Source organism: Acidimicrobiales bacterium, from assembly GCA_035316325.1.
Lineage (GTDB): Bacteria > Actinomycetota > Acidimicrobiia > Acidimicrobiales > VFJN01 > DASXTK01.
This window is the reverse complement of the sequence record DATHJB010000024.1, coordinates 61983-87461: the sequence shown is the minus strand read 5'-3', so window position 1 is coordinate 87461 and position 25479 is coordinate 61983. Positions and strand designations below refer to the sequence as shown.

Below are 25479 nucleotides of genomic sequence, written 5' to 3'. Positions count from 1 at the left end.
CGTGGTGGGCGACGACGACCAGCCGCCGCGCGTCGTCCAGGCCCAGCGCAGCGTGGACGACGCCGTCGAGCAGGATCTGCCCGCCCGCCGGGTCGCTGCTGCGGTCGAGGCACTCGACGAGCGCCGCCATGTCCACCGGGTCGGCCACCACCCCCACCAGCTCGCCGGGACCCGCCGACAGCGACACCCCCGCCAGCGTCGCCACCACCAGCACCACGCCGGCCCCCACGGCCAGCCGCCGGTGCGGCCGCGCCAGCCCCCGCAGCGCCCGCACGGTCTCCCGCCCCGTCGCAACAGGCAACGCGGCCGACGCCGACAGCCCGGCCGTCATGCCGGCACCACCAGGTCCCGGAAGCGGGCGTCGATGACGGCCCACCCCGACGCGACCGGTAGCGCCGTCATCCCAGGACCGCCGCGCGGTAGCGGGCCTCGGTGAGCGCCAGCGTGGCGTGGGAGCCGGAGGCGACGACCTGGCCGGCGGCGACCAGCACCACCCGGTCGGCACACGCGAGCAGCGTCGGGCTCGACGTCAGCAACAGCGTCGTCCGCCCCGCTCGCAGCGCACGTACACCCGAGGCGATGCGCTGCTCGGTGGCGGTGTCGACGGCGGTGGTCGGCTCGTGGAGCACCAGCACCGGCGCCTCGGTGGCGAGCGCCCGGGCCAGGGCGACCCGCTGGCGTTGGCCCCCCGACAGCGAGCGGCCCTCCTCGGTCAGCACGCCGTCGATGCCGCCCGGCACCACAGCCAGCACGTCGTCCAGGCACGCCGCCGCCATCGCCCGGGCCGACGACACGTTGGCGCCGATCGAGTCGCCGAACAGGGGAGCGTCGTGGTGGGCGACGACGACCAGCCGCCGCGCGTCGTCCAGGCCCAGCGCAGCGTGGACCACGTCGTCGAGCAGGATCTGCCCGCCCGCCGGGTCGCTGCTGCGGTCGAGGCACTCGACGAGCGCCGCCAGGTCGACCGGGTCGGCCACCACCCCCACCAGCTCGCCGGGGCCCACCGACAGCGACACCCCCGCCAGCGTCCGGTGCTCCAGGCCCACGATCGCCAAGGCCGGCACCCCGCCGTCACCCGGCACCACGGCCGGGCCGTCGACCACGGCGAAGGGCGCGCCCAAGGCCGCGTCGAGGTGCGCCGATGACGCCCTCGCCTGGGCGATCTCGCTGCCCGCCAGCGCCAGGCGCCCCAGCGGTCCCACCAGGAACGACGTGACGCCCAGCGCGGTGACCAGCGCCCCGATGCCGATGCGGCCATCCAGGGCCTGCCGAGCGCCCAGCCACGTCACCAGCACCACGAACACGCTGGCGATCGTGACCGTGAAGCCGGCGTAGGTCGACCGCGCCCGGTTGGCGTCGAGCCCCGCTCGCAGGGCCGACCGGCTGGCCGAGCGGTACCGGGCAGAGGCCGGCCAGTCGGCGCCCAGCCCCTTGAGCACCCGCAGGCCCCGGAACAGGTCGGCGGCCACGCCCGAGGCGACGCCGACGGCGTCCTGGTGGGCGGACGCCCGGGCGACGAGCGGTTCGGCCAGCACCTGCACCACCAGCAGCACCAGCGGCAGCCCGACGACCACCACCAGCCCCAGCCACACGGAGATCACGAACAGGATGACGGCGCCCACGACCACGCCGGCGACCGCGCCGATCGCCATGATCACGGCGCCCACTCCGTCGCCGATGCGGGTGGTCTCGACCGTCGAGAGGCTGACGACCTCGCCCGGCAGCGCCCGCTCGACGCCGCCCCGCGCGTCGAGCACCCGGGCCGCCAGCTCGGTGCGGGCGGTGTGGGTGGCCCCCATGCGGGCCCGTTCGTCGACGTACACGCCCGTGCAGCCGGAGGCCGACAGCACGACGAACTGCCCGGCGAGCACCAGCAGCCAGCGCACGGTCTGCCCGGAGTCGCCGGGAGCGATGCCCCGATCGATGATGACGCCGATGGTCAGCGGCACGAGGACCTCGGCCGTCTGGTGGAGGGTGACCAGCGCCGCCGCCAGCAGGACGGTCGGCCGCTGGGCCCGCAGGGCGCGCCGCAGCACGCTCGCTGGTCGAGCGTCGTCCGCGCCCATCCGGTTGACACCAGCCCGTCCCCGTCCGATAGTAAGTGAACCTAACATCGAACATAAGGGCGGCTCAAACCCCATGAACCCCTTCGACGATCCCGACGGCACGTTCCTCGTCCTCGTCAACGACGAGGGCCAACACTCGCTCTGGCCGGCATTCGCCGAAGTCCCCGCCGGGTGGACGATCGTCCACGACCGCGACACCCGCGACGCCTGCCTCGCCTACGTGAACGAGCACTGGACCGACATGCGGCCCCGCAGCCTGGTCCTCTCGATGGAGGCCGCGGCCGCCGACGCCGTCCCGGCCGGCGGAACCCCTTCGTGACGGCCCACAGCGACACCGCCCGCACCGCCGACAGCCCCGGCACCACCGGCACCACCGGCACCACCGGCACCACCGATCTCCTCGGCGTCGGCTTCGGCCCCTCCAACCTGGCCCTCGCCATCGCGGTGGAGGAGCACAACCGCGCCACGGCGGACCCACCGCTGACCGCCACGTTCGTCGAGCGCCAGAGCGCCTTCGGCTGGCACCGAGGGATGCTCATCGACGACGCCACCATGCAGGTCTCGTTCCTGAAGGACCTGGTCACGATGCGCAACCCGTCGAGCGACTTCAGCTTCCTCGCCTACCTCCACGAGCGCCGCCGCCTGGTCGAGTTCATCAACCACAAGACCCTCTTCCCGCTCCGCATCGAGTTCCACGACTACCTCGAGTGGGCCGCGGCCCGCGTCTCCCACCCGGTCGGCTACGGCGAGCAGGTGGTGGGCATCGAGCCGGTCTTCGCCGGCGGTCAGGTGGCGGCGTTCGACGTGGTCAGCGAGGCGGACGGGCAACGCCGCACCCGGCGCGCCCGTGATGTCGTCGTGGCGGCCGGGCTCGTCCCCCGGATCCCGGCCGGCGCGACGTTGGGCCGCCGGGTGTGGCACAACCTGGAACTGCTGCACCGGGCCCGGGCGTTCCCCCGCCACCCCGCGCCGCAGCGCTTCGTGGTGGTCGGCGCCGGCCAGAGCGCGGCCGAGGTGGTCGCCTACCTCCACGAGACGTTCCCGAGCGCCGAGGTGTGCTCGGTCTTCACCCGCTACGGCTACGCGCCCTCCGACGACACCCCGTTCGCCAACCGCATCTTCGACCCGGCCGCCGTGGACGAGTACTTCGGCGCCGACGAGGACGTGAAGCGCCTGCTGTTCGACTACCACCGCAACACCAACTACTCGGTGGTCGACACGGAGCTGATCGAGGACCTGTACCGCCGCGAGTACCGCGAGCGGGTCACGGGCGCCCGCCGGCTGCGGATGATGAACGCCTCGCGGATCGTGGGCGTCGACGAGACCGCCGGGGGCCTGCGGGTGGCGGTGCAGTCGCTCACCGACCGCTCGGTCGAGAGCCTGGAGGTCGACGCGCTGGTCTATGCCACCGGCTACCGCCCGAGCGACCCGTCGACGCTGCTGGGCGACGCCGCCGGCCTGGTGGAGCGCCGGCCCGACGGTGCCCCGGTCGTCCACCGCGACTACCGGCTCCAGCTCGGCGAGCCGTCGCGGGCGGCGATCTACCTGCAGGGCGGCACCGAGCACACGCACGGGATCTCGTCGTCCCTGCTGTCGAACGTGGCGGTGCGCACCGGCGAGATCGTGGAGTCGATGGTGGCCCGCCGCCGCGCCGACCAGCCTGCCCCGGTGCCCGCGGCCGCCTGGTCGTGACCTGACGGGACGGGCTCCCCGAACACCACCGCGGTGTGGCATCGTGTCCTCCCCGGCCCGCACCAAGCGCTTGGCCGGCTAGGAGGAGGATCGTGACCCGACCGACGCTGTCGCTGCTCGTCCCCAACTTCGGGGAGCTGTTCCCCCTCGACGGCTGGAGGGGGCTGCTCGACGTGGCCCGGGCGGCCGACGACGCCGGGATCGACCGGATCATCGTCGTCGACCACGTCATCCTGGGCCCGAACCTCGACGCCTACCAGTGGGGGCGCTTCCCGACCGGGCCCGACGCCCCCTGGCTCGAGCCGCTCACCGTGCTCAGCGCCATGGCGGCGGTCACCGAGCAGGTGCGGCTCGGCACCGGCATCCTCGTGGCGCCGCTGCGCCCGGCCGCGGTGCTGGCCAAGACGGCGGCGACGCTCGACGTGCTCAGCGGCGGTCGCCTCGACCTCGGCGTGGGGCCGGGCTGGCAGCGCGAGGAGTACGACGCCGTGGGCCGCGACTTCCACCGTCGGGGTCGGCTGCTGGACGAGACGTTGGCGGCGTGCACGGCGCTGTGGTCGGACGCCCCGGCCAGCTACGACGCCGACGGCGCCCACGTCACCGACGTGTGGTGCCGGCCTGCGCCCCCGCAGCCCGGCGGCGTGCCGCTCTGGATCGGCGGGGCGCTCCACCAGCGCAACCTCGACCGGGTCGTCCGCTTCGGGCGGGGCTGGATCCCGCTCATGGGCGCCTCGCTCGACGACATCGCCGCCGGCAGCGCCACGCTCCGGACGGCACTCGCCGCGGCCGGCCGCGACCCCGACGAGGTGACCGTGCGCGCCCCGCTGCCGCTGGTGCGGGGCGATGCCGGCATCGACCTCGACCGGAGCCTGGCCGGCGTGCCCGACGTCCTGGCCACCGGCGCCCGTGACATCCACGTCGGGCTGACCACCCTGGCCCCGGACCCCGCCGAAGCCGCCCGCCGCCTGCCGTGGCTGGTCGACCGCTTCGCCGCGGTCACGGCATCGGGAGCCGACGCGTGAGCGGGGAGCTCGACGGCCGGGTCGCGATCGTCACCGGCGGCGCCGCGGGGATCGGCGGGGGCATCACCCGGCGGTTCGCCGAGGCCGGCGCCGTCGTCGTGGCGAACGACATCGACGAGGCGTCGCTCGCCCGCACGGTGGACGACGTGGTGCAGGCGGGTGGCACAGCGGTCGCCGTGCCGGGCGACATCCGCGACCCCGACACCGTCGCCCACCTCGTCGCCGTCGCCGGGGAGCAGCAGGCCAGCGGCCGGATCGACGTGCTGGTGAACAACGTGGGCGACTACCGCCCCAACGGCCGCTTCGTCCGCACCACCGAGGACGACTGGCGCACCCTCTACGAGCTCAACCTGGAGCACGTCCTGCGCTGCACCCACCAGGTGGTCCCGATCATGGTCGACCAGGGCGGCGGCAGCATCGTGAACGTGACCACCGTCGAGGTGCACCGGGGCATCCCCGCCAACGCCGTCTACTCCGGGCTGAAGGCCGCCGTGTGGGCGTTCTCCCGCAGCCTCGCCGTCGAGCTGGGCCGCCAGAAGGTGCGGGTGAACTGCATCGCCCCCGACATGGCCGACACCCTGCAGACGCCCGCCGAGGTGATGCTCGGCGACCGCGACCCCGCCCTGGTCGGGGCGTGGATCCCGCTGGGTCGCTTCGGGCAGCCCGCCGACTACGCCGATGTCGCCCTGTTCCTGGCCTCCGACCAGTCGCGGTTCGTCACCGGCACCACCATCCCGGTCGACGGCGGCACCCTCGCCGCGGGCGGGTGGTACGGCCGGGCCGGCGGCCGGGGCTGGACCGTCCTCCCCGACGCTCCCTGACCTGCCACCCGGCCCCCGCTGTACGCCTGCGGGCGTAGGTGGCCGCGGCCCGAGTGGGACCAGTGGGGTAGTCGACATCCCTCCTCGGAGGTGACGACCCGGGGCTCCGGATCAGCGACGATCTGGTTTGGACAGAGAGTCCGGATCAAGGAACGGAGACCACGATGTCCAGCCAGAACGACGAGATCACGGCCTTCCTCGCGCGGTGGATCGCCGCCGAGCGCGACGCCGACAAGGCGTCCGTCGACCGGTACCTCACCGACGACTTCGTCGGCGTCGGCCCCCTCGGGTTCATCCTCACCCGCCCGGAGTGGATGGCCCGCCACGAGACCGGCGACCTGGTCTACGAGACGCTCGCCCTCGAGGACGTGCAGGTCCGCACCTACGGCACCACCGCCGTGGTGGTCGCCCTCCAGACCGGGATCGGCGCCTACCGGGGCTTCCCGGTGCCGGAGACGACCCGGGCCACCGTGGTCGTGGTGCAGGGGCCCGACGGCGGCTGGCAGGTCGCCAACGTCCAGTACAGCTTCGTCGCCGGCACCCCCGGCGCGCCCCCGATCCCCGGCCCGCCGCCCCGGCAGCAGGACCCGTCGTGAGCCGTCCGTTCGAGGGCAAGGTGGCGCTGGTCACCGGTGCCAGCCGTGGCATCGGGGCGTCGGTGGCCCGGGCGTTCGCCGGGGCCGGGGCCGACGTGGTCCTGGCCGCCCGCGACCAGGAGGCGCTCGACGCCCTGGCCGCCGAGCTGCGTGAGAGCGGGGTCGCGGCGCTCGCCGTCCCCACCGACGTCGGTGACGCCGACGCCGTCGCCCGGCTCGTGGACCGGACGGTCGACGCCTTCGGCCGGCTCGACTTCGCCTGCAACAACGCCGCCGGGGGTGGCCACCCGCCCACCCCGTTGGCGGACGTGTCGGTCGAGGCCTTCGACAGCGCCTACGCCGTCAGCCTGCGAGGCGTGTTCCTCGGCCTCAAGTACGAGATCCCGGCCATGCTCGCCTCGGGCGGCGGTGCCATCGTCAACATGTCGTCCACCGCCGGCCTCCAGGCTGTCGGGGGACTCGCCGCCTACGCCACCGCCAAGCACGGCCTCGAGGGGCTGACCAGGGTGGCGGCCCTCGACTACGCCGAGCAGGGCATCCGGGTCAACGCCGTGGCGCCGGGGCCGATCCTCACCGACAACCTGGCCCGGGCCGGCGCCGAGGCGCAGCAGCGCACGGCGGCGGCGGTGCCGGTGCGCCGGGTCGGCCAGCCCGACGAGGTGGCCGACGCCGTGGTGTGGCTGTGCTCCGACGCCTCGGCGTTCGTCACCGGCACCACCCTGGTGGTCGACGGCGGTCGCCTCGCCGGCGTCCCCCCGTTCGCCATGAAGAGGTGACGGCTGTTCGACAGGAGCTCGGCCTCAGCTCCACAGCGTGACGTAGACCGGCGGCCGGAACCGGCTCGGCGGCACGCCCCGCAGCGGCGTGTGCATGGCGCGGGTGGCGGCCGGGGTGCCGACGAAGCGGTGGAAGGCGGCGGCCGCGGTGCTGCGCCGGTCCGACGCCAGCATCGTCACGTGCCACAGCAGCTCCACCGGCGTCCCCCGCACCGGCAGCGGCACCAGGCCCTTCCGCTCCGGGTCGTCGAGCACCACGTGGGCGACGGCCGGCGCCACGCCGTGGCCCTGCTCGGCGGCGGTCAGGGCGGCGGCGTGGCTCGGGAACATGCGGATGTGCTCGTCGGGCACCCGCAGCCGGCCCAGGAGCGCGCCGACGGGCGACCGCTCGTCGCTCGCGTCCGGTCCGACCAGCCACGTCTCCCTGGCCAGGGCCCCGGGGTCGATCGTCGCCCCGGTCGACGGCCCGACCGCCAACCGGTGCTCGGGCGCCGCCACGAAGATCAGCCGGAACCGGAACAGCGGGCTGCACTCCAGGCGGGGGAAGCCGTCGCTCGCCAGCGGCGGGCCGATCGCCACGTCGGCCAGGCGCTCCTGGAGCAGCGCCGCCATGTCCTCGGTCACGCACACCCCGAGCGACACCTCCACGGCCTTCGACTTCGCCGCGAACGCCGCCACCAGCGCGGGCGCCACCGACTCGGCCACCTCGCTCGTGCCCACCACCCGCAGCGTCTCGGGCGCACCCTGCGCCTGGCGGATCGCCGCCTCCGCCTCCACCGCCAACCCCACCATCTGGGAGGCGATCGGCACCAGCCGCCGGCCGCCGGGTGTCAGCTCCATGCCCCGGGTCGTCCGCTCCACCAGGTTGTCGCCCAGCTGCTGGCGCAGCGCCGCGAGCGCGCTCGACACCGCCGGCTCCGATACGCCCAGGCTGCGCGCGGCCGCCTTGACCGAGCCCAACCGAGCGACGAGCACGAAGGTCTCGAGCTGGGTGAGCGTCACCAACCAGCGAAGTTAACCGAACCCTTATGGGTTCGTTGACGGAACGTGCGGGCGGTGCGACGTTCACGATGGGTACGAACAAGGGGGACACGATGCAGGTTCCTGCTCCGTTCGAGTACGAACGGGCGACCACCGTGGACGAGGCGATCGCGCTCCTCGAGCGCCACGGCCCGGACGCCCGGCTGATCGCCGGCGGCCACAGCCTGATCCCGATGATGAAGCTGCGGCTGGCCCGGCCGGAGGTCCTGGTCGACATCAACGACCTCACGGATCTCGCCTACGTGCGTCAGGAGGGCGACGAGCTGCGCATCGGGGCGATGGCCCGTCACCGCGACCTGCTGGAGTCGCCGGTCGCCTTCGAGCACTTCCCGATCTTCCGCGATGCCGAGAAGGTGATCGCCGACCCGGTCGTCCGCAACCGGGGCACGGTCGGCGGGTCGATCTGCCAGGCCGACCCGTCCGAGGACCTGTCGGCGGCGTTCGCGGCCGTCGGGGCGACCATGGTGATCCGCTCGTCGTCGGGAGAGCGGGTGGTGTCCAGCGCCGACTTCCACCAGGGGCCGTACACGACGGCGGTCGACGACGGCGAGATCCTCACCGAGATCCGGGTGCCGATCCGCCCGGCGACCGGCAGCGCCTACGAGAAGGTCGAGCGCCGGGTGGGCGACTGGGCCGTCGCCGCGGCCGGCGCGTGCGTCCAGCTGGGCAGCGACGGCACCACGGTCGTCGACGTCGGCATCGGCCTCGCCGCGGTGGGGGCGTCGCACTTCCGGGCGACCGCCGCCGAGGACCTCCTGCGGGGCGGGCCGGCGACCGAGGAGCGCTTCGCCGCGGCTGCCGAGGCGGCGGGGGAGGGCTGCAACCCGGTGTCCGACCAGCGCGGCCCCGAGGACTACAAGCGGCACCTCGCCCAGGTGCTCACCGGCCGGGCGCTGACCAGGGCAACCGCCCGAGCCCACGGACAAGGGGACTGACATGCAGGTGACCGTGACCGTCAACGGCGAGGCCGTGACCCGCGACGTCGAGCCGCGGCTGCTGCTCGTGCACTTCGTCCGCGACCACCTCGGGCTCACCGGCACCCACTGGGGCTGCGACACGTCGAACTGCGGCACCTGCGTGGTGTGGATGGACGACGAGCCGGTGAAGAGCTGCACGGTGCTCACGCCCATGGCCCACGGGCGGGAGGTCCGCACCGTGGAGGACCTGGAGCGCGACGGCGAGCTCGACCCCGTCCAGCAGGGCTTCATCCAGGAGCACGGCCTGCAGTGCGGGTTCTGCACCCCCGGGATGATGATGACCTGCCGGGCGCTGCTCGACCGCAACCCCGACCCGTCCGACGAGGAGATCCGGGTGGCCATCTCCGGCCAGATCTGCCGCTGCACGGGCTACGAGAACATCGTGCGCGCCACCCGCTGGGCCGCCGAGCACGAGGCCGCGGCACCCGCCACGACGCCCGAGGAGGTCACGGCCTGATGACCGCAGTCGAAGAGCCCCAGGCACCGGTGGATCCCGTCGGCTTCGGCCGCATGCTCCGCAAGGAGGACGCCCGCTTCGTCCGCGGCCAGGGCAACTACGTCGACGACATCGTGCTGCCCGGCATGCTCCACGGCGCCATCCTGCGCAGCACCTACGCCCACGCCCGCATCCGCAGCATCGACACCGCCGCCGCCGAGGCGCACCCCAAGGTGAAGGCGGTCATCACCGGCGCCACCCTGGAGACCCTCGGCCTCGCCTGGGCGCCGTCGCTGTCGCACGACGTCATCGCCATCCTCGCCACCGACAAGGTGCGCTACCAGGGTCAGGAGGTGGCGTTCGTCGTCGCCGAGGACCGCTACTCGGCCCGCGACGCCCTGGAGCTCATCGAGGTCGACTACGAGCCGCTGCCGCCCGTGATCGACGCCCGCAAGGCGCTCGACCCCGACTCGCCCGTGATCCGCGACGACATCGACGGCAAGACCGACAACCACATCTTCGACTGGGAGGCCGGCGACCGCGCCGCCACCGACGCGGTGTTCGCCAACGCCGACGTCGTCGTCGAGCAGGACGTGCTCTACCCCCGCGTCCACCCGGCGCCCATGGAGACCTGCGGCCAGATCGCCGACATGAACAAGGTCACCGGCAAGCTCACGCTCTACTGCACCACCCAGGCGCCGCACGCCCACCGGACGGTCTACGCCCTGGTGGCGGGCCTGCCCGAGCACCAGATCCGGGTGGTGAGCCCCGACATCGGCGGCGGCTTCGGCAACAAGGTGGGCCTCTACCCCGGCTACGTCTGCACCGTGGTGGGCTCGATCGTCACCGGCAAGCCGGTGAAGTGGATGGAGGACCGCTCCGAGAACCTGATGTCCACCAGCTTCGCCCGCGATTACCACATGCACGGCGAGATCGCCGCCACCCGCGACGGCAAGATCCTCGGGCTGCGGGTGAAGACCCTCGCCGACCACGGGGCTTTCAACAACACCGCCCAGCCGAGCAAGTTCCCCGCCGGCTTCTTCCACATCTTCACCGGCTCGTACGACCTGGAGGCCGCCCACTGCGAGGTGTCGGGCGTCTACACCAACAAGGCGCCGGGCGGCGTCGCCTACGCCTGCTCGTTCCGCATCACCGAGGCTGCCTACCTGGTGGAGCGGATGGTCGACTGCCTGGCCGACGAGCTGGGCCTCGACCCGGCCGAGCTGCGGATGAAGAACCTCCTCCGCCCCGAGCAGTTCCCCTACATGGCCAAGACCGGCTGGGAGTACGACTCCGGCGACTACCCGCGGGCGCTCCGCCTGGCGATGGACATGGCCGGCTACGAGCAGCTGCGGGTCGAGCAGGCCGAGAAGCGGGAGCGGGGTGAGCTGATGGGGATCGGCATCTCGTTCTTCACCGAGGGCGTGGGTGCCGGGCCCCGCAAGCACATGGACATCCTCGGCCTCGGCATGGCCGACGGCGCCGACGTGCGGGTGCACCCGACCGGCAAGGCCGTGGTGCGCATCTCGGTGCAGTCCCAGGGCCAGGGCCACGAGACGACGTTCGCCCAGATCGTCGCCGAGGAGCTGGGCATCCCGGTGGCCGACATCGACGTGGTGCACGGCGACACCGACGCCACGCCCTTCGGCCTGGGCACCTACGGCTCCCGGTCGACACCGGTGTCGGGCGCGGCGGTCGCCGTCGCCACCCGCCGGGTGCGCGACAAGGCCAAGCTGATCGCCTCGGCGATGCTGGAGGTGGCGCCCGACGACCTCGAGTGGGAGAAGGGCAAGTGGTTCGTGCGGGGCGACCCGTCGACGGCCAAGACGATCGCCGAGATCGCGCTGGCGTCGCACGGCCCGTTGGAGCTGCCGGAGGGGGTCGAGGGCCACCTCGACGGCTCGGCGGTCTACAACCCGCCCAACCTGACCTACCCGTTCGGCGCCTACATCGCCGTGGTCGACGTCGACCCCGACACCGGGCAGGTGAAGGTGCGCCGCTTCATCGCCGTCGACGACTGCGGCCCGCGCATCAACCCCATGATCGTGGAGGGGCAGGTGCACGGCGGTCTGGCCGACGGCATCGGGATGGCGTTGATGCAGGTGATCGCCTTCGACGAGGACGGCAACTGCCTGGGCGGGTCGTTCATGGACTACCTGCTGCCCACGTCGATGGAGTGCCCCAGCTGGGAGCTGGGCGAGACGGTGACGCCGTCGCCGCACCACCCGCTGGGCGTGAAGGGCGTGGGGGAGTCGGCCACGGTGGGGTCGCCGGCGGCGATCGTCAACGCCGTGCTCGACGCCATCGGTGTCCGCCACGCCGACATGCCCCTCACCTCGGCCCAGGTGTGGCGGGCCATGCAGGGCCGCCCGCTCCGCACCGACCTGGCGATCGACTGATGCCCCGTCAAATTGCGTCCGAAAACCCGCACATGGCGGGCAGATCAGCGCAATTTCAAGAGGCCGAGCGGCTGCGGGCCGACCGGCGGGGCTTCGTGACGGCCACGGTCGTGCGGGCCGAGAAGCCCACGTCGGCCCGACCGGGCGACAGCGCCCTCGTGCGCGACGACGGCACGGTCGTCGGGTTCGTGGGCGGGGAGTGCGCCCGGGCCAGCGTGCAGGCCCAGGCCCTGGCGGCGCTGGCGTCGGGCGACCCGGTGCTGCTGCGGATCACGCCCGACGAGCTCCCCCCGGAGGCCTCGGCCGGGGCCGTGACCGTGCACAACCCGTGCCTCTCGGGCGGGACGCTGGAGATCTTCCTGGAGCCGACCCTGCCGCCGGCGCTGGTGGTGGTCCATGGCGACGCCCCGATCGCCCGCGCCGTGCGGGAGCTGGCCGCCTGGCTCGGCTGCGACGCCCAGCCGGCCGGTGGCGACGACGACGTGCCCGCGGGTGCGGACGCCGTCGTCGTCGCATCGCACGGCGAGGACGAGGGGGCGGTGATCGAGGCGGCGCTGCGGGCGGGGGCCGGCTACGTGGCGCTGGTGGCGTCGCAGCGGCGGGGCGCTGCCGTGCTCGACGGCCTCGACCTGGCGCCGGACGAGCGGGCCCGGGTCCACACGCCCGCCGGCCTGGACATCGGCTCGCACACGCCCCGCGAGGTGGCGCTGTCGATCCTGGCCGAGGTCGTGTCGCTCCGGCCCCGGCCCGACCCGGCCGTGCACCTGGCCGAGGCCGTCGACCCGGTGTGCGGCATGACCGTCGCCGCCGTGGAGTCGACCCGCCACGTCGACCGCGACGGCGTCCGCCACTGGTTCTGTGGCCCCGGCTGCGAGCAGGCCTTCACCCCGTCGTGATCGCCGACCTCGCCGACGCCGCCGCGCTGGAGCGACACCTCGACACCGTCGACTACCTGGTCGACCGGGGCCTCGCCACCGCCCTGTTCCTGGCCGTGGGGCTGCCCCAGCCGATCCTGCTGGAGGGCGAGGCCGGCGTGGGCAAGACCGAGGCGGCGAAGGCGCTGGCGGCGGTGCTCGACACACCGCTGCTGCGGCTGCAGTGCTACGAGGGCATCGACGCCGCCGAGGCGCTCTACGAGTGGAACTACCCGCGGCAGCTGCTCAGCATCCGGCTGGCCGAGGCGGCCGGGTCGGCGATCGTCGAGGACGACCTCTTCGGCCCCGACCACCTGATCGCCCGCCCCCTGCTGCAGGCGATCGAGCACCCCGGACCCCGCCCGGTGGTGCTGCTGATCGACGAGGTCGACCGGGCCGACGACGAGTTCGAGGCCTTCCTGCTCCAGCTGCTGGCCGAGGGGGCGGTGACGATCCCCGAGCTGGGTACCCGCCACGCCGTCCACCCGCCGGTGGTCGTGCTCACGTCGAACCGCACCCGCGACCTGAGCGACGCCCTCAAACGCCGGTGCCTCTACCACTGGATCGACTACCCGTCGGTCGACACGGTGGCCCGCATCGTGCGGCGCCGGGTGCCGGGGGCGACCACCACCGTCGCCGCCCAGGCCGCGGCGGCCACCGCCCGCCTGCGCACGCTCGACCTGCAGAAGTCCCCGGGCGTCGCCGAGACCATCGACTGGGCGTCGGCCCTGGTGCTGCTGGGAGCGGACGGCCTCGGGCCCGAGCTGGTCGACGCCTCGCTCGGCACCGTGCTCAAGTACCGCGAGGACCACGACGTCGCCCGCACCCGCGGCCTCGCCTGGGTGGCCGGGAAGTAACCCCCACCCACCCGAAACTTCGACAGCGGTGGTGGCCAGAGCGCCACCTGTGTCGAGGTTTCGGGTGGGGTTGGGGTTGGGGTTGTCAGGGTTCGACGAGGGCCTCGGTGACCACCCGGGCCGTGTTGCCCTGGCCGTAGGTCGAGCCGGTGTCGCCGGTGCCGAGGCGGACGACCACGGTGTCGGAGCCCGCGTCCACCTGTACGACCTGCCCGCCGAGGCCCCGGGCCCAGTACATGTCGGCCGCGGCCGACGGCACCATCTGGCGGTGGGGCGCGGTCGCCGCCTGCTCCAGGGTCATGGGGTGCAGGGGGTCGGTGATCGGTCCGACCCGGTTGAGCCACCAGAGGTAGCCGTAGGCGGCGTTGATGTCCTGCGACGCCTGGCCGGTGGCGGCGGCGACCCACTCGGCGGGCACCACCTGGCTGCCGGACCAGCGGCCGGTGCGCAGGAACAGGTAGCCGAACCGGGCCATGTCCTGGCAGGTCGAGCGCACGCCGAAGTACGTGTTGGTGTTGCCGGCGCCGTCGCGGGTCATCGACGTGTGGGTCATCCCGAGGGGGCCGAACAGCCGCTCCTGGGCGAACGTCGCCACGTCCTGACCGGTGGCGGCCTGGAGCACGGCCTCGAGGGTCTGGATCGCGGCGTTGTTGTAGGCCCAGGTCTGGCCGGGCGCCACGTCCTGGGCGAGCCCGATCGCGAAGCTCGTGCGGTCCGGCGCCTGGGTGAGGCTCACGTAGTCGGTGACCAGGTCCCAGTGGCGGCCGGAGTCGTTGCTCAGCAGGTCCTCGACGGTGACGGCCGCGGCCGGCGTGCCCACCCACTGGGGGATGTACTGCGAGGCGGAGTCGTGGATGTCGAGCAGACCGTCGGCCTGGGCGATCCCGACCAGGGTGCTGGTGACCGACTTCGTGGTCGAGAAGACCTCCTGGCTGCTGGTGGCGGTGGTGCCGTTCCAATACCACTCGGCGACCAGCTGGCCGTGCCGGACCACCGCGAAGCAGTTCGAGGCGTTGGCCTGGGCCTCGGCGGCGATGGTGTCGAGCACGGCCGGGTCGAAGCCCGCGGCGGCCGGGTCGGTCCGGCTCCACTCGCTGCCGGGGAAGGTGTCGTAGCCCGGCACGCACGCCGCGCTCACCCCCGCCAGCAGGACCCCCAGCGCCACCGTCACGGCACGCCGCCCCCGTGTTACGACCGATCGCGATCCCATGTCGCTCCCCCCGGATCGTCTAATGCCATTCATTAATGGCCGACCGCACCGTAGCACGGGAGCACGGGCGGCTCAGCCGGCGAGCGACTCCATGGCGGTGCCCAGGGTGGCGAGGGTGTGGCCGCTCGCGAGCTGGTCGCAGTGGGGGAGCGCGGCGGCCATCCCGCCCGCCAGGGCCTGGTAGTCGGGTGCGGCGGTGCGGGGGTTGATCCACACGATGCGGTGGGCGAGGCGGCGTAGGCGGGCCATCTGCTCGGCGACCAGCGACGGGTCGTCGCGGTCCCAGCCGTCGGACACGACCACCACGACCGCGCCCCGGGCCACCCCGCGGCGGCCGTAGCGGTCGAGGAACTCCTTCAGGGAGGCGCCGATGCGGGTGCCGCCCCGCCAGTCGGGCGACGTCGCCGCCGCGGCCGCCAGCGCCGCATCGGGGTCGGTGACGGCCAGGGCCCGCGTGAGCCGGGTCAGGCGGGTGGCGAAGGTGAACACCTCGGTGCGGGGCCCGACCGTGGTGGCGGCGTGGAGCAGCTGGATGCAGGCCCGGGAGTAGGGCGCCATCGACCCCGAGATGTCGCACAGCACGACCAGGCGCCGGGGCCGCTGCCGGGCGCGGCGGGTCACCCGCTCCACCGGGTCGCCGCCGGTGCGGCGGCTGCGACGCAGGGTGGCCCGCAGGTCGAGCCGGTCGCCCCGCGGGTGGCGGTGGTGCCGGCGAGCCCGCCGGAGCGGCACGGCCAGGCGGATCCGGCGCATGAGCGACTGGAGCTCCCGCAGCTCGTCGTCGGTGAGGTCGGCGAAGTCGGTGGTCGCCAGGCGCTCCTCCCGGCTGGCCCGCGCCACCTCGATCTCGACCTCACGCTCGTTCCGGCCGTCGTCCCGGTCCTGGTCGCCCGGGCCGGTCGAGCCGAGGTCACGACCGACGGGCGGGTCGATCCGCGGCGCCGTGTCGTCGCCGCGCCCGTCGGCCCAGTCGACCAGGCCCCGGAACACCTGCCCGAACACCCGGTCGTACACCTCGATGTGGTCCCGCTCGGTCACCAGGGTGACCCGGCCCAGCCAGTACAGCTCGTCGATCGCCGCCGGGGCCGTCAGCGCCATCGCCCGGACGAACCGCCCCACCTGGTCGGCGGTCACCGGCACGCCCGCCCGACGCAGCAGCCCGCCGAACCGGCTCGCGACCATGCCGAGGTCCATGCGCCAACCGTAGATGAACCCTGGCCGTAGCAGCCTCGGAGGAGGAGGATGTGAGTGATGCGCGACTGAGGGGGTCGGACGTGAACATCAGCCTTTCGGTGAACGGGACGACGTACAGCAGAGACGTCGAACCCCGGGTGCTGTTGGTCCATCTGTTGCGGGAGCAGCTGGGCCTGACCGGCACGAACGTCGGCTGCGACACCTCGTCGTGCGGCGCCTGCACGGTGCTGCTCGACGGCGACTCCGTGAAGTCGTGCACGGTGCTCGCCGTCCAGGCCGACGGCCACGACGTGAGCACCATCGAGGGCCTCGCCCCGACCGGTGGGAACGGCACGCTGCACCCGATGCAGCAGGCCTTCCACGAGCAGCACGGGCTCCAGTGCGGCTTCTGCACACCCGGCGTCGTCCTGGCCGCCGTCTCGCTCCTGCGGGAGAACCCGCACCCCAGCGAGGCCGAGGTGCGCGAGGGCCTCGAGGGCAACCTGTGCCGCTGCACCGGCTACCAGAACATCGTCAAGGCCGTGCTGGCCGCCGCGCAGACGGGGGCACCGGCATGACCGCCACCGAGACACCGGCGGAAGCCGACGCCGAGGCGCCGGCGCCCACCGTCGGCGGCATCGGCGACCGTCTCCTCCGCAAGGAGGACGCCCGCCTGCTCACCGGCGAGGCCCGCTTCGTCGACGACCTGCAGGTCCCGGGCGCGCTGTGGATGGCGCTGGTCCGCAGCCCCTTCGCCCACGCCCGCATCACCGGCATCGACGTCGGCGGTGCGCAGGCGCTGCCCGGGGTGCGCCACGTCTTCACCGGCGCCGACCTGCGCGACGCCTGGGCCAACCCCATGCCGTGCGCCTGGCCGGTCACCGACGACATGAAGTCGCCCGACCACTGGCCGGTCGCGGTCGACAAGGCCTGCTTCGCCGGCGACGCCGTCGCCGTGGTCGTCGCCGACAGCCGCAGCGCCGCCATCGACGCCGTCGAAGCCGTGGTGGTCGACTACGAGCCACTCGACGTGGTGCTCGACCTCGAGACCGCGGCCACCGACGGCACGGTCCTCCACGAGGCCCTCGGCACCAACCGCAGCTTCACCTGGACCCTCTCGCCCGACCCGGACGCCGTCGAGCAGGCCTTCGCGGATGCCGTCCACGTCGTGAGCGAGCGCTACGTCCACCAGCGCCTGATCCCGGCGGCGATGGAGCCCCGGGGCGTGGTGGCGGTGCCGGGCCCCTACGGCGGCGAGATGACCGTCTACTCGTCCACCCAGATCCCCCACATCCTCAAGGTGATGATCACCCTCACGTGCGGGGTGCCCGAGTCGAAGGTGCGGGTCATCGCGCCCGCGGTCGGCGGCGGGTTCGGCTCGAAGCTGGAGGTCTACGCCGAGGAGTTCCTGGCGGTCGCCCTGGCGCGACGACTCGGCCTCCCCGTCCGCTGGACGGAGACCCGCAGCGAGGCGGGCGTCGCCACCATCCACGGGCGCGGCCTGGTGCAGCACATGGAGCTGGCGGCCGACGCCCAGGGCAAGGTGCAGGCGGTGCGGGCGAAGTTGCTGTCCGACATGGGCGCCTACCTGCAGCTGGTCACGCCCGGCATCCCGATCCTGGGCGCCTTCCTCTACCACGGTGTCTACGACGTGCCCGCGTACCACTTCGAGTGCACGGGCATCTTCACCAACCGGACGCCCACCGACGCCTACCGCGGCGCCGGACGCCCCGAGGCCACCTACGCCGTGGAGCGCGCCATGGACGCCCTGGCCGCCGAGGTCGGGGTCGACGCCGTGGAGATACGGCGGCGCAACTACATCGCCCCCGACAAGTTCCCGTACGCATCGAGCGGCGGCCTGACCTACGACTCCGGCAACTACGAGCCCACCCTCGACCGGGCGCTCGAGTTGATCGGCCACGACGCCCTCCGGGTCGAGCAGCAGCGCCGCCGCGACGCCGGTGAGACCGTGCACCTGGGCGTCGGCATCGCCACCTACGTGGAGATGTGCGGCCTCGCCCCCAGCCGGGTGCTGGCGTCGCTCAAGTACGCCGCCGGCGGATGGGAGGCCGCCACCGTGCGGGTGCTGCCCACCGGGTCGGTGCAGGTGGTGAGCGGCACCACGCCGCACGGGCAGGGCCACGAGACCTCGTGGTCGCAGATCGTGGCCGACCGGCTCGGCGTCGATCCCGCGCTCGTGGAGGTGCTGCACTCCGACACCGCGGTCAGCCCGATGGGCATGGACACCTACGGCAGCCGGTCGCTGCCGGTGGGTGGCGTCGCCGTGGCGATGGCCACCGACGAGGTGATCGCCAAGGCCCGCCGCATCGCCGCTCACCAGCTGGAGTGCGCCGAGGACGACCTCGAGCTGGTCGGGGGCGAGCTGCAGGTGCGGGGCACGCCCACCAGGGCCATGACCCTGCAGGCGGTGGCGTTCGAGGCGTTCAGCGCCCACGACCTGCCCGACGACATGGAGCCGAACCTCCAGGGGCAGGTCACCTACGACCCGCCCAACTTCGTCTTCCCGTTCGGCACCCACATCGCGGTCGTCGAGGTCGACGAGGAGACCGGCCTGGTACGGCTGGTCGACTACGCCGCCGTCGACGACTGCGGGGTCCAGATCAACCCGATGATCGTGGAGGGCCAGGTGCACGGCGGCATCGTGCAGGGGGCGGCCCAGGCCCTGTGGGAGGAGGCCGTGTACGACGACGACGGGACCCTGCAGAACCCGACGTTGCTCGACTACTGCGTGCCCTCCGCGGCGGAGGTGCCGAACTTCCGCCTCGACCACACCGTCACGCCCAGCCCTACCAACCCCCTGGGCGTGAAGGGCATCGGCGAGGCGGGCACGATCGCGGCCACGCCGACGGTCGTCAACGCCGTCGTCGACGCGCTCTCCCACCTGGGCGTGCGCGACATCCAGATGCCGGCGACCCCCGAACGGGTGTGGTCGACCATCCAACAGGCGCGCCAGGGAGAGGAGGACCGGTCGTGATCCCCGCCGCGTTCGACTACCACCGGGCCTCGTCGGTCGACGAGGCCGTCGCCCTCCTCGCCGAGCACGGCGACGACGCCAAGCTCCTGGCCGGCGGCCACTCGCTGCTCCCGCTGATGCGGCTGCGCCTGGCGGTGCCGGGCGTGCTGGTCGACATCGGCCGGGTCGAGGGCCTGGCCGGCATCGACGTCGCCGACGGGCAGGTGCGCATCGGCGCCCTGGCCCGCCACCACGACGTCGCCACCTCGGCCGCGGTGAGGGAAGCCCTGCCGCTGCTGAGCGAGGTGGCCGGTCAGATCGGCGACCCCCAGGTGCGCCACCGCGGCACGATCGGCGGCTCCGTCGCCCACGGCGACCCCGCCTCCGACCTGCCCGCCGCGCTGCTGGCGTTGCGCGCCACGCTGGTCGCCCGGGGGCCGGGCGGCGAGCGGACCCTCCCGGTGGACGACTTCTTCACCGGCTTCCTGGAGACGGCGCTGGCCGCCGACGAGGTGCTCACCGAGATCCGGGTGCCGGCGACGGGCTCCCGGGGTTGGGCCTTCCAGAAGTTCAACCGGCGCGCCCAGGACTGGGCCATCGTCGGCGTGGCTGCCGTGCTGGCCGACGGCGCCGGTACCGTGCCCGGCGTGGGATTGGTGAACATGGGACCGGTGCCGCTGCGGGCACGTGGCGTGGAGGATGCCCTGGCCGCCGGCGCGTCACCGGCCGATGCCGCGGCGCAGGCCGCCGAGGGGGCCGAGCCGTCGGCCGACCTCAACGCCTCGCCCGAGTACCGCCGCCACCTGGCCCGCGTCCTCACCCGCCGGGCGCTCGAAGCGGCGTCGGCCTGACCCTGATGGCGGTCGAGAGCGTCGAGGAGGTCGTCGCCGGGATCGCCGGGCAGGACTACCTCCTCGACGAGGGCCTGGGCACCGCGGTGTTCCTGGCCCTCCGCCTGCGGCGACCGCTGTTCCTGGAGGGTTCCGCCGGAGCCGGGAAGACCGAGCTCGCCAAGGCCCTGGCCGGATGGACCGGTGGGCGCCTCGTGCGCCTCCAGTGCTACGAGGGCATCGACGCCGCCCAGGCCCTCTACGAGTGGGACCATGCCCGCCAGCTGCTCCACCTGCGCACGGCCGAGGCGCTCGGTCGGGCCGATCCCGGTCTGGAGCACGAGCTGTACGACGCCCGCTTCCTGGTGCGCCGCCCGCTGCTGCAGGCGTTGGAGGGGACGCCGGGCGAGCCGCCGCCGGTCCTGCTGATCGACGAGATCGACCGGGCCGACGACGAGTTCGAGGCCTTCCTCCTGGAGCTGCTGTCGGACTGGGCGGTGACGATCCCCGAGCTGGGCACCGTGCAGGCCGACGTGCCGCCGCTGACCGTGCTGACCTCCAACCGCACCCGCGACGTCCACGACGCCCTCAAGCGGCGCTGCCTCTACCACTGGGTGGAGCAGCCCGACGTCGCCCGCGAGGTGGCGATCGTGCGGCTCCGGGCGCCCGAGGTGCCGGAGGCGCTGGCCTGGCAGGTCGCCACCGCGGCCCACGAGATCAGGGGCCTGTCGCTGTACAAGCCGCCGGGCGTGGCCGAGACCATCGACTGGGCGCAGGCGCTGACGACGCTGGGCCGCGCCACGCTCGACGAGCACGGCGCCGCCGCCACGCTGGGGACCGTCGTCAAGTACCACGAGGACCAGGAGCGGGTGCGCGAGCACGGCCTCGACGCCCTGGTCCGGGAGGCGGACCGCGGTCGTGGCTGAGACCGCCGAGTGGGTCGTCGGGTTCGTGGCGGCGCTGCGGCGGGCCGGGCTCCCGGTCCCCACCGGCAGCACGGTGATGTTCGCCGAGGCCCTCGCCGCACTCGCCCCTGCCTCGGCCGACCGGGTGTACTGGGCGGGGCGGGCGACGCTGGTGCGCCGGCCCGAGGACGTCGCCACCTACGACCGGGTGTTCGCCGCCGAGCAGCAGAACGACGGCACAGTGGGACACGTCGAGGTTCCCGCCACCCTGTACCTCGATGGCGACGGGCACGGCGACGACGAGGCCGACGACGTGACCACGGGCGACGAGCCGGTGGTGCGGCTGCAGTGGAGCGCCGTCGAGGTGCTGCGCCACAAGGACCTGGCCGCCTGCACGCCCGACGAGCGGGACGAGGCCCACCGGCTGATCGCCGACCTGCGCACCCGGGCCGTCGAGCGCCCCAGCCGGCGCCGGGTGGTCGAGCGCCGCAGCCACCGCTCCCGGGGTCGCCCCGACCTGGGCCGGTCGCTGCGCCGGGCCGTGCGCACCGGCGGCGAGGTGCTGCGCCCGGTCACCACCCGGCCCGGCGCCCGACCGCGGCGGCTCCTGCTGCTGCTCGACGTGAGCGGCTCGATGGAGCCCTACTCCCGGGCGCTGGCCCGCTTCGCCCACGCCGCCACCGTGGCCCGCCGGCCCGGTCAGGTGGAGGTGTTCACGCTGGGCACCCGCACCACCCGGATCACCCACGAGCTGACCACCCACGATCCCGACCGGGCGCTGCGGGATGCGGCCGCGGCCGTGACCGACTGGGACGGCGGCACCCGCCTGGGCGAGGGGCTCCGGCGGTTCAACCAGCGCTGGGGTGTCCCGGGGACGGCGCGCGGTGCGGTGGTCGTGGTGCTCTCCGACGGCTGGGACCGTGGCGACCCGGCCGAGCTGGGCCGCGAGATGGCCCGCCTGCGGCGCGTCGCCCACCGGGTGGTGTGGGTGAACCCGCTCAAGGCGTCGCCCGGCTACGCGCCCCTGGCCCGGGGGATGGCGGCGGCGTTGCCGCACGTCGACGCCTTCGTCGAGGGCCACTCCGTCGCCTCGCTGGAGGCCCTGGCAGAGTTGGTGACGTCATGAGGGACCTGCTCGACGACCTGGACCGCTGGCGGCGGGAGTCGGTGAAGGTGGCGTTGGCCCGGGTGGTCGACGTGGCCGGCTCGGGGCCGCGGGAGCCGGGCGCGGCGATGGCGGTCGACGAGCGCAGCCAGGTGGTCGGCTCGGTGTCGGGCGGCTGCGTGGAGGGCGCCGTGGTCGCCGAGGGCCTGGAGGTGCTGGAGTCGGGCGAGGGCCGGCTGGTCAGCTTCGGCTACAGCGACGACGACGCCTTCGCCGTCGGGCTCACCTGCGGCGGCACCGTCCACCTGTTCGTGGAGCCGCTGACGGCGTGGCCGGAGGGGATGCTCGACGGCCTCGCGGCCGCGATCCGGGCGGAGCAGCCGGTGGCGCTGGCCACGGTGATCGAGGGGCCGGGCCGGGGGGCGAAGCTGCTGGTGCGGCCGGGGGAGCCGCCGCTCGGCTCGCTGGGCGATCCCGACCTCGACCGCGTGGTCGACCGTGACACCCGCGGCGAGCTGGCCGCGGGGACCACCGGGGTGCGCCACTACGGTGAGCACGGCGAGGCCCGCGAGGGCGCGGTGGCGGTGTTCGTGGAGACCTTCGCCCCGCCGCCGCAGATGCTGATCTTCGGGGCCGTCGACTTCACCGGGGCCCTGGTGCGGGTGGCGAAGGTGCTCGGCTACCGGGTGACCGTGTGCGACGCCCGCGAGGTGTTCGCCACCCGGTCCCGCTTCCGCCAGGCCGACGACGTGGTGGTCGACTGGCCCGACCGCCTGCTGGGACGGGTCGGCGCGTCGCTCACCCCGCGCGACGCGGTGTGCGTGCTCACCCACGACGCCAAGTTCGACGTGCCCGCGCTCACCGCGGCGCTGGCGACGTCGGCGGGCTACGTCGGAGCGATGGGCAGCCGCCGCACGCACGCCGACCGGCTGGCCCGCCTGCGGGAGGCCGGGGTCGACGAGGCCGACCTCGCCCGGGTCCGGGCCCCGATCGGGCTCGACATCGGCGCCCGCACGCCGGAGGAGACGGCGGTCTCGATCTGCGCCGAGATCATCGCCGACCGCACCGGCCGCTCCGAACCCCTGCCGCTCCGCCGCACCGACGGCCCCATCCACGGCTGACCCGCGAGTCGGGGGTCGGGGGTCGGGCTCACGAAACTTCGACAGGGATGGCGCTATAGCGACCACTTCTGTCGAGATTTCGGGTGGGGGTGTGGCTCAGAGGCGGGTGTAGGCGAGCGTCGAGGAGGCGGCCAGGCGGCGGTCGTCGCCGATGTCGAGCACGTCGGCCTGCACCACCACCTGGCGCCGACCCACCCGGAGCACCCGGCCGACCACCCGCGCCGGGCCCACCTTCACCGGCGACAGGAACCGCACGACCAGGTCGCCGGCGACGATCATCTCGCTCTCGCAGGCCCGCACCGCCACCGAGGCCGCGCCGCACTCGATGAGCGCGGCCATCAGCCCGCCGTGCAGCCCGCCGTGGGGGTTGGTGACCTCGGGCCGCAGGTCCAGCTCGAGGCAGGGCCCGGCCTCGGGATCGTCGACCCGCCGCATGCCCAGCTCGGTCAGCAGGTGGCCGGGCACGTGGCCCTGCACCCGCCCGTCGTCGGCGGCAGCGACGACAGCGGGGTCGGGCGCCGCCGGAGCCCCGGTGACCAGCTGGTACAGCGACTCGTCGTCGGTCTGGCGCCACAGGTCGAGCAGGCCCTTGCCGACGGGATCGCAGCTGTGGCGCATGGGCCCGTCGTCGTCGAGGAGGGCGTCGACGATGTCGCTCGCCGCCTGGGCCGGCGGCACCACCAGCGGGTCGGCGTAGAGGCGCCGGCCCTCGGCGCCGGCCTCGGCCATCTCCCGGTAGAGCTCGAAGCGGGCGGCCGGCGGCTCGCCGGCGGTCACCCGGAACATGTCGGTGTCGACGGGCCCCGGGAGGATCTCCACCACCCGCACGCCGAACGGCGCCAGCTCGGTCCGCAGGCCGTCGCAGACGGCGGAGACGGCGGCCTTGCTGGCGCGGTAGCCGGCGTAGAACGCCACCGGCGCCAGGATCGACGACGACGTCACGTTGCACACCACGGCCGGGGCGTTGGCCCGCAGCACGGGGACGGCGGCCTGGGTCACGTGGAGCACGCCCATCACGTTGGTCTCGAACATGGCCCGCCATGCCGCCGGGTCGGCGTGCTCGACCGGGGTGTGGTCGTGGTCGACGCCGGCGTTGTTGACCAGCACCCGGAGGTCGTCGGGGATCACGATGGTCGACGGGTCGGTGACGTCCATCCGGGCGACGGTCATGCGTCCACCGACCAGGTCCTTCCCGTCGGCCGGGTCGCGCATCGCGGCCACCACGTCGAAGCCCCGCTCGGCCAGCTCCACGGCGACGGCCCGCCCGATGCCCCGGCTGGCCCCGGTGACCAGCGCGCTCCCTGCGGGGATCACAGGATCGCCTTCGACTCCTTCAGCGCCGCGATGCGGTCCCAGTCGAGGCCCGCTTCGAGCAGCACCAGCTCGGTGTGCTCGCCGTGCTCGGGCGCCCGCTCCACCCCGACGGCCACCTCGTCGAACTGCGCCGGGCTGGCCACGAGTTGCACGTCCTGCCCGTTGGCGGCGGTCATCGTCGGCAGGTAGCCGTTGGCGACCACCTGCGGGTCGGAGTAGAGCTCGTCGAGGGTCTGGAAGGGCGTCCACACACCGTCGAAGTCGGCCAGCGCCTCCTTCCAGTAGGAGAGGGGCTGCGAGCCGAAGGCCTCGTCGAGGCGGGCGATGCACGCGGCGGAGTTCTCGGCGCGCACCGTCGAGTCGCGGAACCGCTCGTCGGTGGCCATGTCGGGCACCCCGAGGCGGGCGACGAAGTCGTCCCAGTGCTTGTCGGACTGCAGCAGGATCAGGCTGATGAAGCGGTCGTCGCTGGTGCGGTAGGTGCCGACGCCGGGGTTGGGCGACATCCCGCGCCCCTTCCCCGTGATCCGGGTGAGGCCGAAGAGCTTCGACGCCACCACCATCGGCGAGATCTGCCACATGGCGGTGGCGAGCAGCGACACGTCGACCACGCTCGCCTCGCCGGACCGCTCGCGCTTGAAGAGGGCGGCGGCGATGGCGCCGGCGGTGGCCAGGCCGCCCATCACGTCGCCGAACGCCGGGCTGGGCTGACCCTGCGGCCATCCCTCGTTCTCCGGCATCGTGGCGCCGACGCCGCCCCGCGCCCAGAACGAGGCGCCGTCGTAGCCGCCCTTCTCGGCGTCGGGGCCCTTCGGTCCCTGGCCGGAGCCGCGGGCGACGATGATGTTCGGGTTGCGGGCCCGGATGGCGTCGGTGTCGATGCCGAGCTTGCGCCGCACCGGCGGCAGGTAGCTGGTGAGGAAGACGTCGGCGGTGTCGACCAGGCGCATCAGCGCCTCGTGGCCGTCGGGGTGGGCGATGTCGATGGCCACCGAGCGCTTGCCCCGGTTGGGCTGCTCGATCATGAAGTTCACGCCGTCGGGGCCGCCCGGTATCAGGCCGGACGTGACGAGGCCGCGCTGGGGGTCGCCGGTGACGGGGTGCTCGACCTTGACGACGTCCGCGCCCCAGTCGACCAGCACCGATCCTCCCGAGGGCACGAACATCCAGCTCGCGACCTCGAGCACCCGCACGCCGTCCAGTGGACCAGCCATCGGCAGCACCCCCTTCTGGGACGGGTGGCACGCCGT

Annotated in this window: 24 protein-coding genes; 17 read left to right on the top strand and 7 right to left on the bottom strand. The window is 73.9% G+C overall.

All coding sequences use genetic code 11. The features are described from left to right. On the bottom strand, positions 1-331 hold a 331-nt coding region (locus VK611_03675; protein HMG40396.1), incomplete at its 3' end, for a hypothetical protein. A 67-nt stretch (positions 332-398) separates the two neighbouring features. After that, positions 399-2066 (bottom strand): ABC transporter ATP-binding protein, encoded by a 1668-nt coding sequence (locus VK611_03670; GenBank protein ID HMG40395.1) that lies wholly within the window; start codon positions 2064-2066, stop codon positions 399-401. 73 nt (positions 2067-2139) lie between these two features. On the opposite strand from VK611_03670, the gene VK611_03665 reads away from it, so the two are divergent. The 6 genes from VK611_03665 to VK611_03640 all read left to right on the top strand — a co-directional run bounded on the left by VK611_03665 (position 2140) and on the right by VK611_03640 (position 6973). After that, positions 2140-2385, top strand: coding sequence for an MbtH family protein (locus tag VK611_03665; GenBank protein ID HMG40394.1), 246 nt, complete (start codon positions 2140-2142; stop codon positions 2383-2385). Next, the gene (locus VK611_03660) at positions 2382-3758 is read left to right on the top strand and encodes a SidA/IucD/PvdA family monooxygenase (GenBank protein ID HMG40393.1); all 1377 of its coding nucleotides are present in this window, start codon (positions 2382-2384) and stop codon (positions 3756-3758) included. The genes VK611_03665 and VK611_03660 overlap by 4 nt, the downstream gene beginning before the upstream one ends. Before the next feature lie 92 nt (positions 3759-3850). Beyond that, positions 3851-4780, top strand: coding sequence for a TIGR03619 family F420-dependent LLM class oxidoreductase (locus tag VK611_03655; GenBank protein ID HMG40392.1), 930 nt, complete (start codon positions 3851-3853; stop codon positions 4778-4780). Beyond that, positions 4777-5601, top strand: coding sequence for a glucose 1-dehydrogenase (locus VK611_03650; protein HMG40391.1), 825 nt, complete (start codon positions 4777-4779; stop codon positions 5599-5601). Before VK611_03655 ends, VK611_03650 begins: the two co-directional genes overlap by 4 nt. 164 nt (positions 5602-5765) lie before the next feature. Then, positions 5766-6197: a nuclear transport factor 2 family protein gene (locus tag VK611_03645; protein HMG40390.1), complete on the top strand. Its 432-nt coding sequence runs from the start codon at positions 5766-5768 to the stop codon at positions 6195-6197. After that, entirely contained in the window at positions 6194-6973 is a 780-nt protein-coding gene (locus VK611_03640; protein HMG40389.1) for an SDR family NAD(P)-dependent oxidoreductase, read from the top strand. The genes VK611_03645 and VK611_03640 overlap by 4 nt, the downstream gene beginning before the upstream one ends. A 24-nt stretch (positions 6974-6997) precedes the next feature. Here the strand turns inward: VK611_03640 and VK611_03635 are convergent, their stop codons facing one another. After that, the gene (locus tag VK611_03635; protein HMG40388.1) at positions 6998-7975 is read right to left on the bottom strand and encodes a LysR family transcriptional regulator; all 978 of its coding nucleotides are present in this window, start codon (positions 7973-7975) and stop codon (positions 6998-7000) included. A gap of 92 nt (positions 7976-8067) precedes the next feature. Here VK611_03635 and VK611_03630 point away from each other — a divergent pair, with 92 nt between their 5' ends. From VK611_03630 to VK611_03610, 5 genes are read left to right on the top strand one after another with little or no spacing between them, the layout of a single operon-like run. Next, positions 8068-8949, top strand: coding sequence for a xanthine dehydrogenase family protein subunit M (locus VK611_03630; GenBank protein ID HMG40387.1), 882 nt, complete (start codon positions 8068-8070; stop codon positions 8947-8949). A gap of 1 nt (position 8950) precedes the next feature. Beyond that, a complete protein-coding gene (locus VK611_03625; protein ID HMG40386.1) occupies positions 8951-9448 on the top strand; it encodes a (2Fe-2S)-binding protein in 498 nt (165 codons plus the stop codon). Then, complete coding sequence (locus tag VK611_03620; GenBank protein ID HMG40385.1) at positions 9448-11826, top strand: aerobic carbon-monoxide dehydrogenase large subunit; 2379 nt, start codon at positions 9448-9450, stop codon at positions 11824-11826. Before VK611_03625 ends, VK611_03620 begins: the two co-directional genes overlap by 1 nt. Positions 11827-11858: 32 nt before the next feature. Then, positions 11859-12722, top strand: coding sequence for an XdhC family protein (locus tag VK611_03615; GenBank protein ID HMG40384.1), 864 nt, complete (start codon positions 11859-11861; stop codon positions 12720-12722). After that, positions 12719-13597 (top strand): MoxR family ATPase, encoded by an 879-nt coding sequence (locus VK611_03610; GenBank protein HMG40383.1) that lies wholly within the window; start codon positions 12719-12721, stop codon positions 13595-13597. The genes VK611_03615 and VK611_03610 overlap by 4 nt, the downstream gene beginning before the upstream one ends. A gap of 85 nt (positions 13598-13682) precedes the next feature. Here VK611_03610 and VK611_03605 read toward each other — a convergent pair whose 3' ends face one another. Both VK611_03605 and VK611_03600 read right to left on the bottom strand, forming a co-directional pair. Then, positions 13683-14807, bottom strand: a complete 1125-nt coding sequence (locus VK611_03605; protein ID HMG40382.1) for a serine hydrolase — start codon at positions 14805-14807, stop codon at positions 13683-13685. A gap of 72 nt (positions 14808-14879) precedes the next feature. Then, positions 14880-16001, bottom strand: coding sequence for a VWA domain-containing protein (locus VK611_03600; GenBank protein HMG40381.1), 1122 nt, complete (start codon positions 15999-16001; stop codon positions 14880-14882). Positions 16002-16081: 80 nt separating this feature from the next. Here VK611_03600 and VK611_03595 point away from each other — a divergent pair, with 80 nt between their 5' ends. Genes VK611_03595 through VK611_03570 form a run of 6 tightly spaced genes read left to right on the top strand, consistent with a single transcriptional unit; the run spans position 16082 to position 22915 of the window. Continuing rightward, positions 16082-16558, top strand: coding sequence for a (2Fe-2S)-binding protein (locus VK611_03595; protein ID HMG40380.1), 477 nt, complete (start codon positions 16082-16084; stop codon positions 16556-16558). Then, a complete protein-coding gene (locus VK611_03590; GenBank protein ID HMG40379.1) occupies positions 16555-18975 on the top strand; it encodes a molybdopterin cofactor-binding domain-containing protein in 2421 nt (806 codons plus the stop codon). Before VK611_03595 ends, VK611_03590 begins: the two co-directional genes overlap by 4 nt. Then, the gene (locus VK611_03585; GenBank protein HMG40378.1) at positions 18972-19805 is read left to right on the top strand and encodes a xanthine dehydrogenase family protein subunit M; all 834 of its coding nucleotides are present in this window, start codon (positions 18972-18974) and stop codon (positions 19803-19805) included. Before VK611_03590 ends, VK611_03585 begins: the two co-directional genes overlap by 4 nt. A gap of 5 nt (positions 19806-19810) precedes the next feature. Beyond that, positions 19811-20710 carry a MoxR family ATPase gene (locus VK611_03580; GenBank protein ID HMG40377.1) on the top strand — a complete coding sequence of 300 codons (900 nt, stop codon included), beginning with the start codon at positions 19811-19813 and terminating at the stop codon, positions 20708-20710. Further along, positions 20703-21815, top strand: a complete 1113-nt coding sequence (locus tag VK611_03575) for a VWA domain-containing protein (protein ID HMG40376.1) — start codon at positions 20703-20705, stop codon at positions 21813-21815. The genes VK611_03580 and VK611_03575 overlap by 8 nt, the downstream gene beginning before the upstream one ends. Next, entirely contained in the window at positions 21812-22915 is a 1104-nt protein-coding gene (locus tag VK611_03570; GenBank protein HMG40375.1) for an XdhC/CoxI family protein, read from the top strand. The genes VK611_03575 and VK611_03570 overlap by 4 nt, the downstream gene beginning before the upstream one ends. Positions 22916-23011: 96 nt before the next feature. Here VK611_03570 and VK611_03565 read toward each other — a convergent pair whose 3' ends face one another. Together VK611_03565 and VK611_03560 are read right to left on the bottom strand one after the other, a co-directional pair. Then, complete coding sequence (locus VK611_03565) at positions 23012-24229, bottom strand: SDR family NAD(P)-dependent oxidoreductase (protein HMG40374.1); 1218 nt, start codon at positions 24227-24229, stop codon at positions 23012-23014. Continuing rightward, entirely contained in the window at positions 24226-25443 is a 1218-nt protein-coding gene (locus VK611_03560; protein HMG40373.1) for a CoA transferase, read from the bottom strand. The genes VK611_03565 and VK611_03560 overlap by 4 nt, the downstream gene beginning before the upstream one ends. Positions 25444-25479 lie beyond the last annotated feature (36 nt).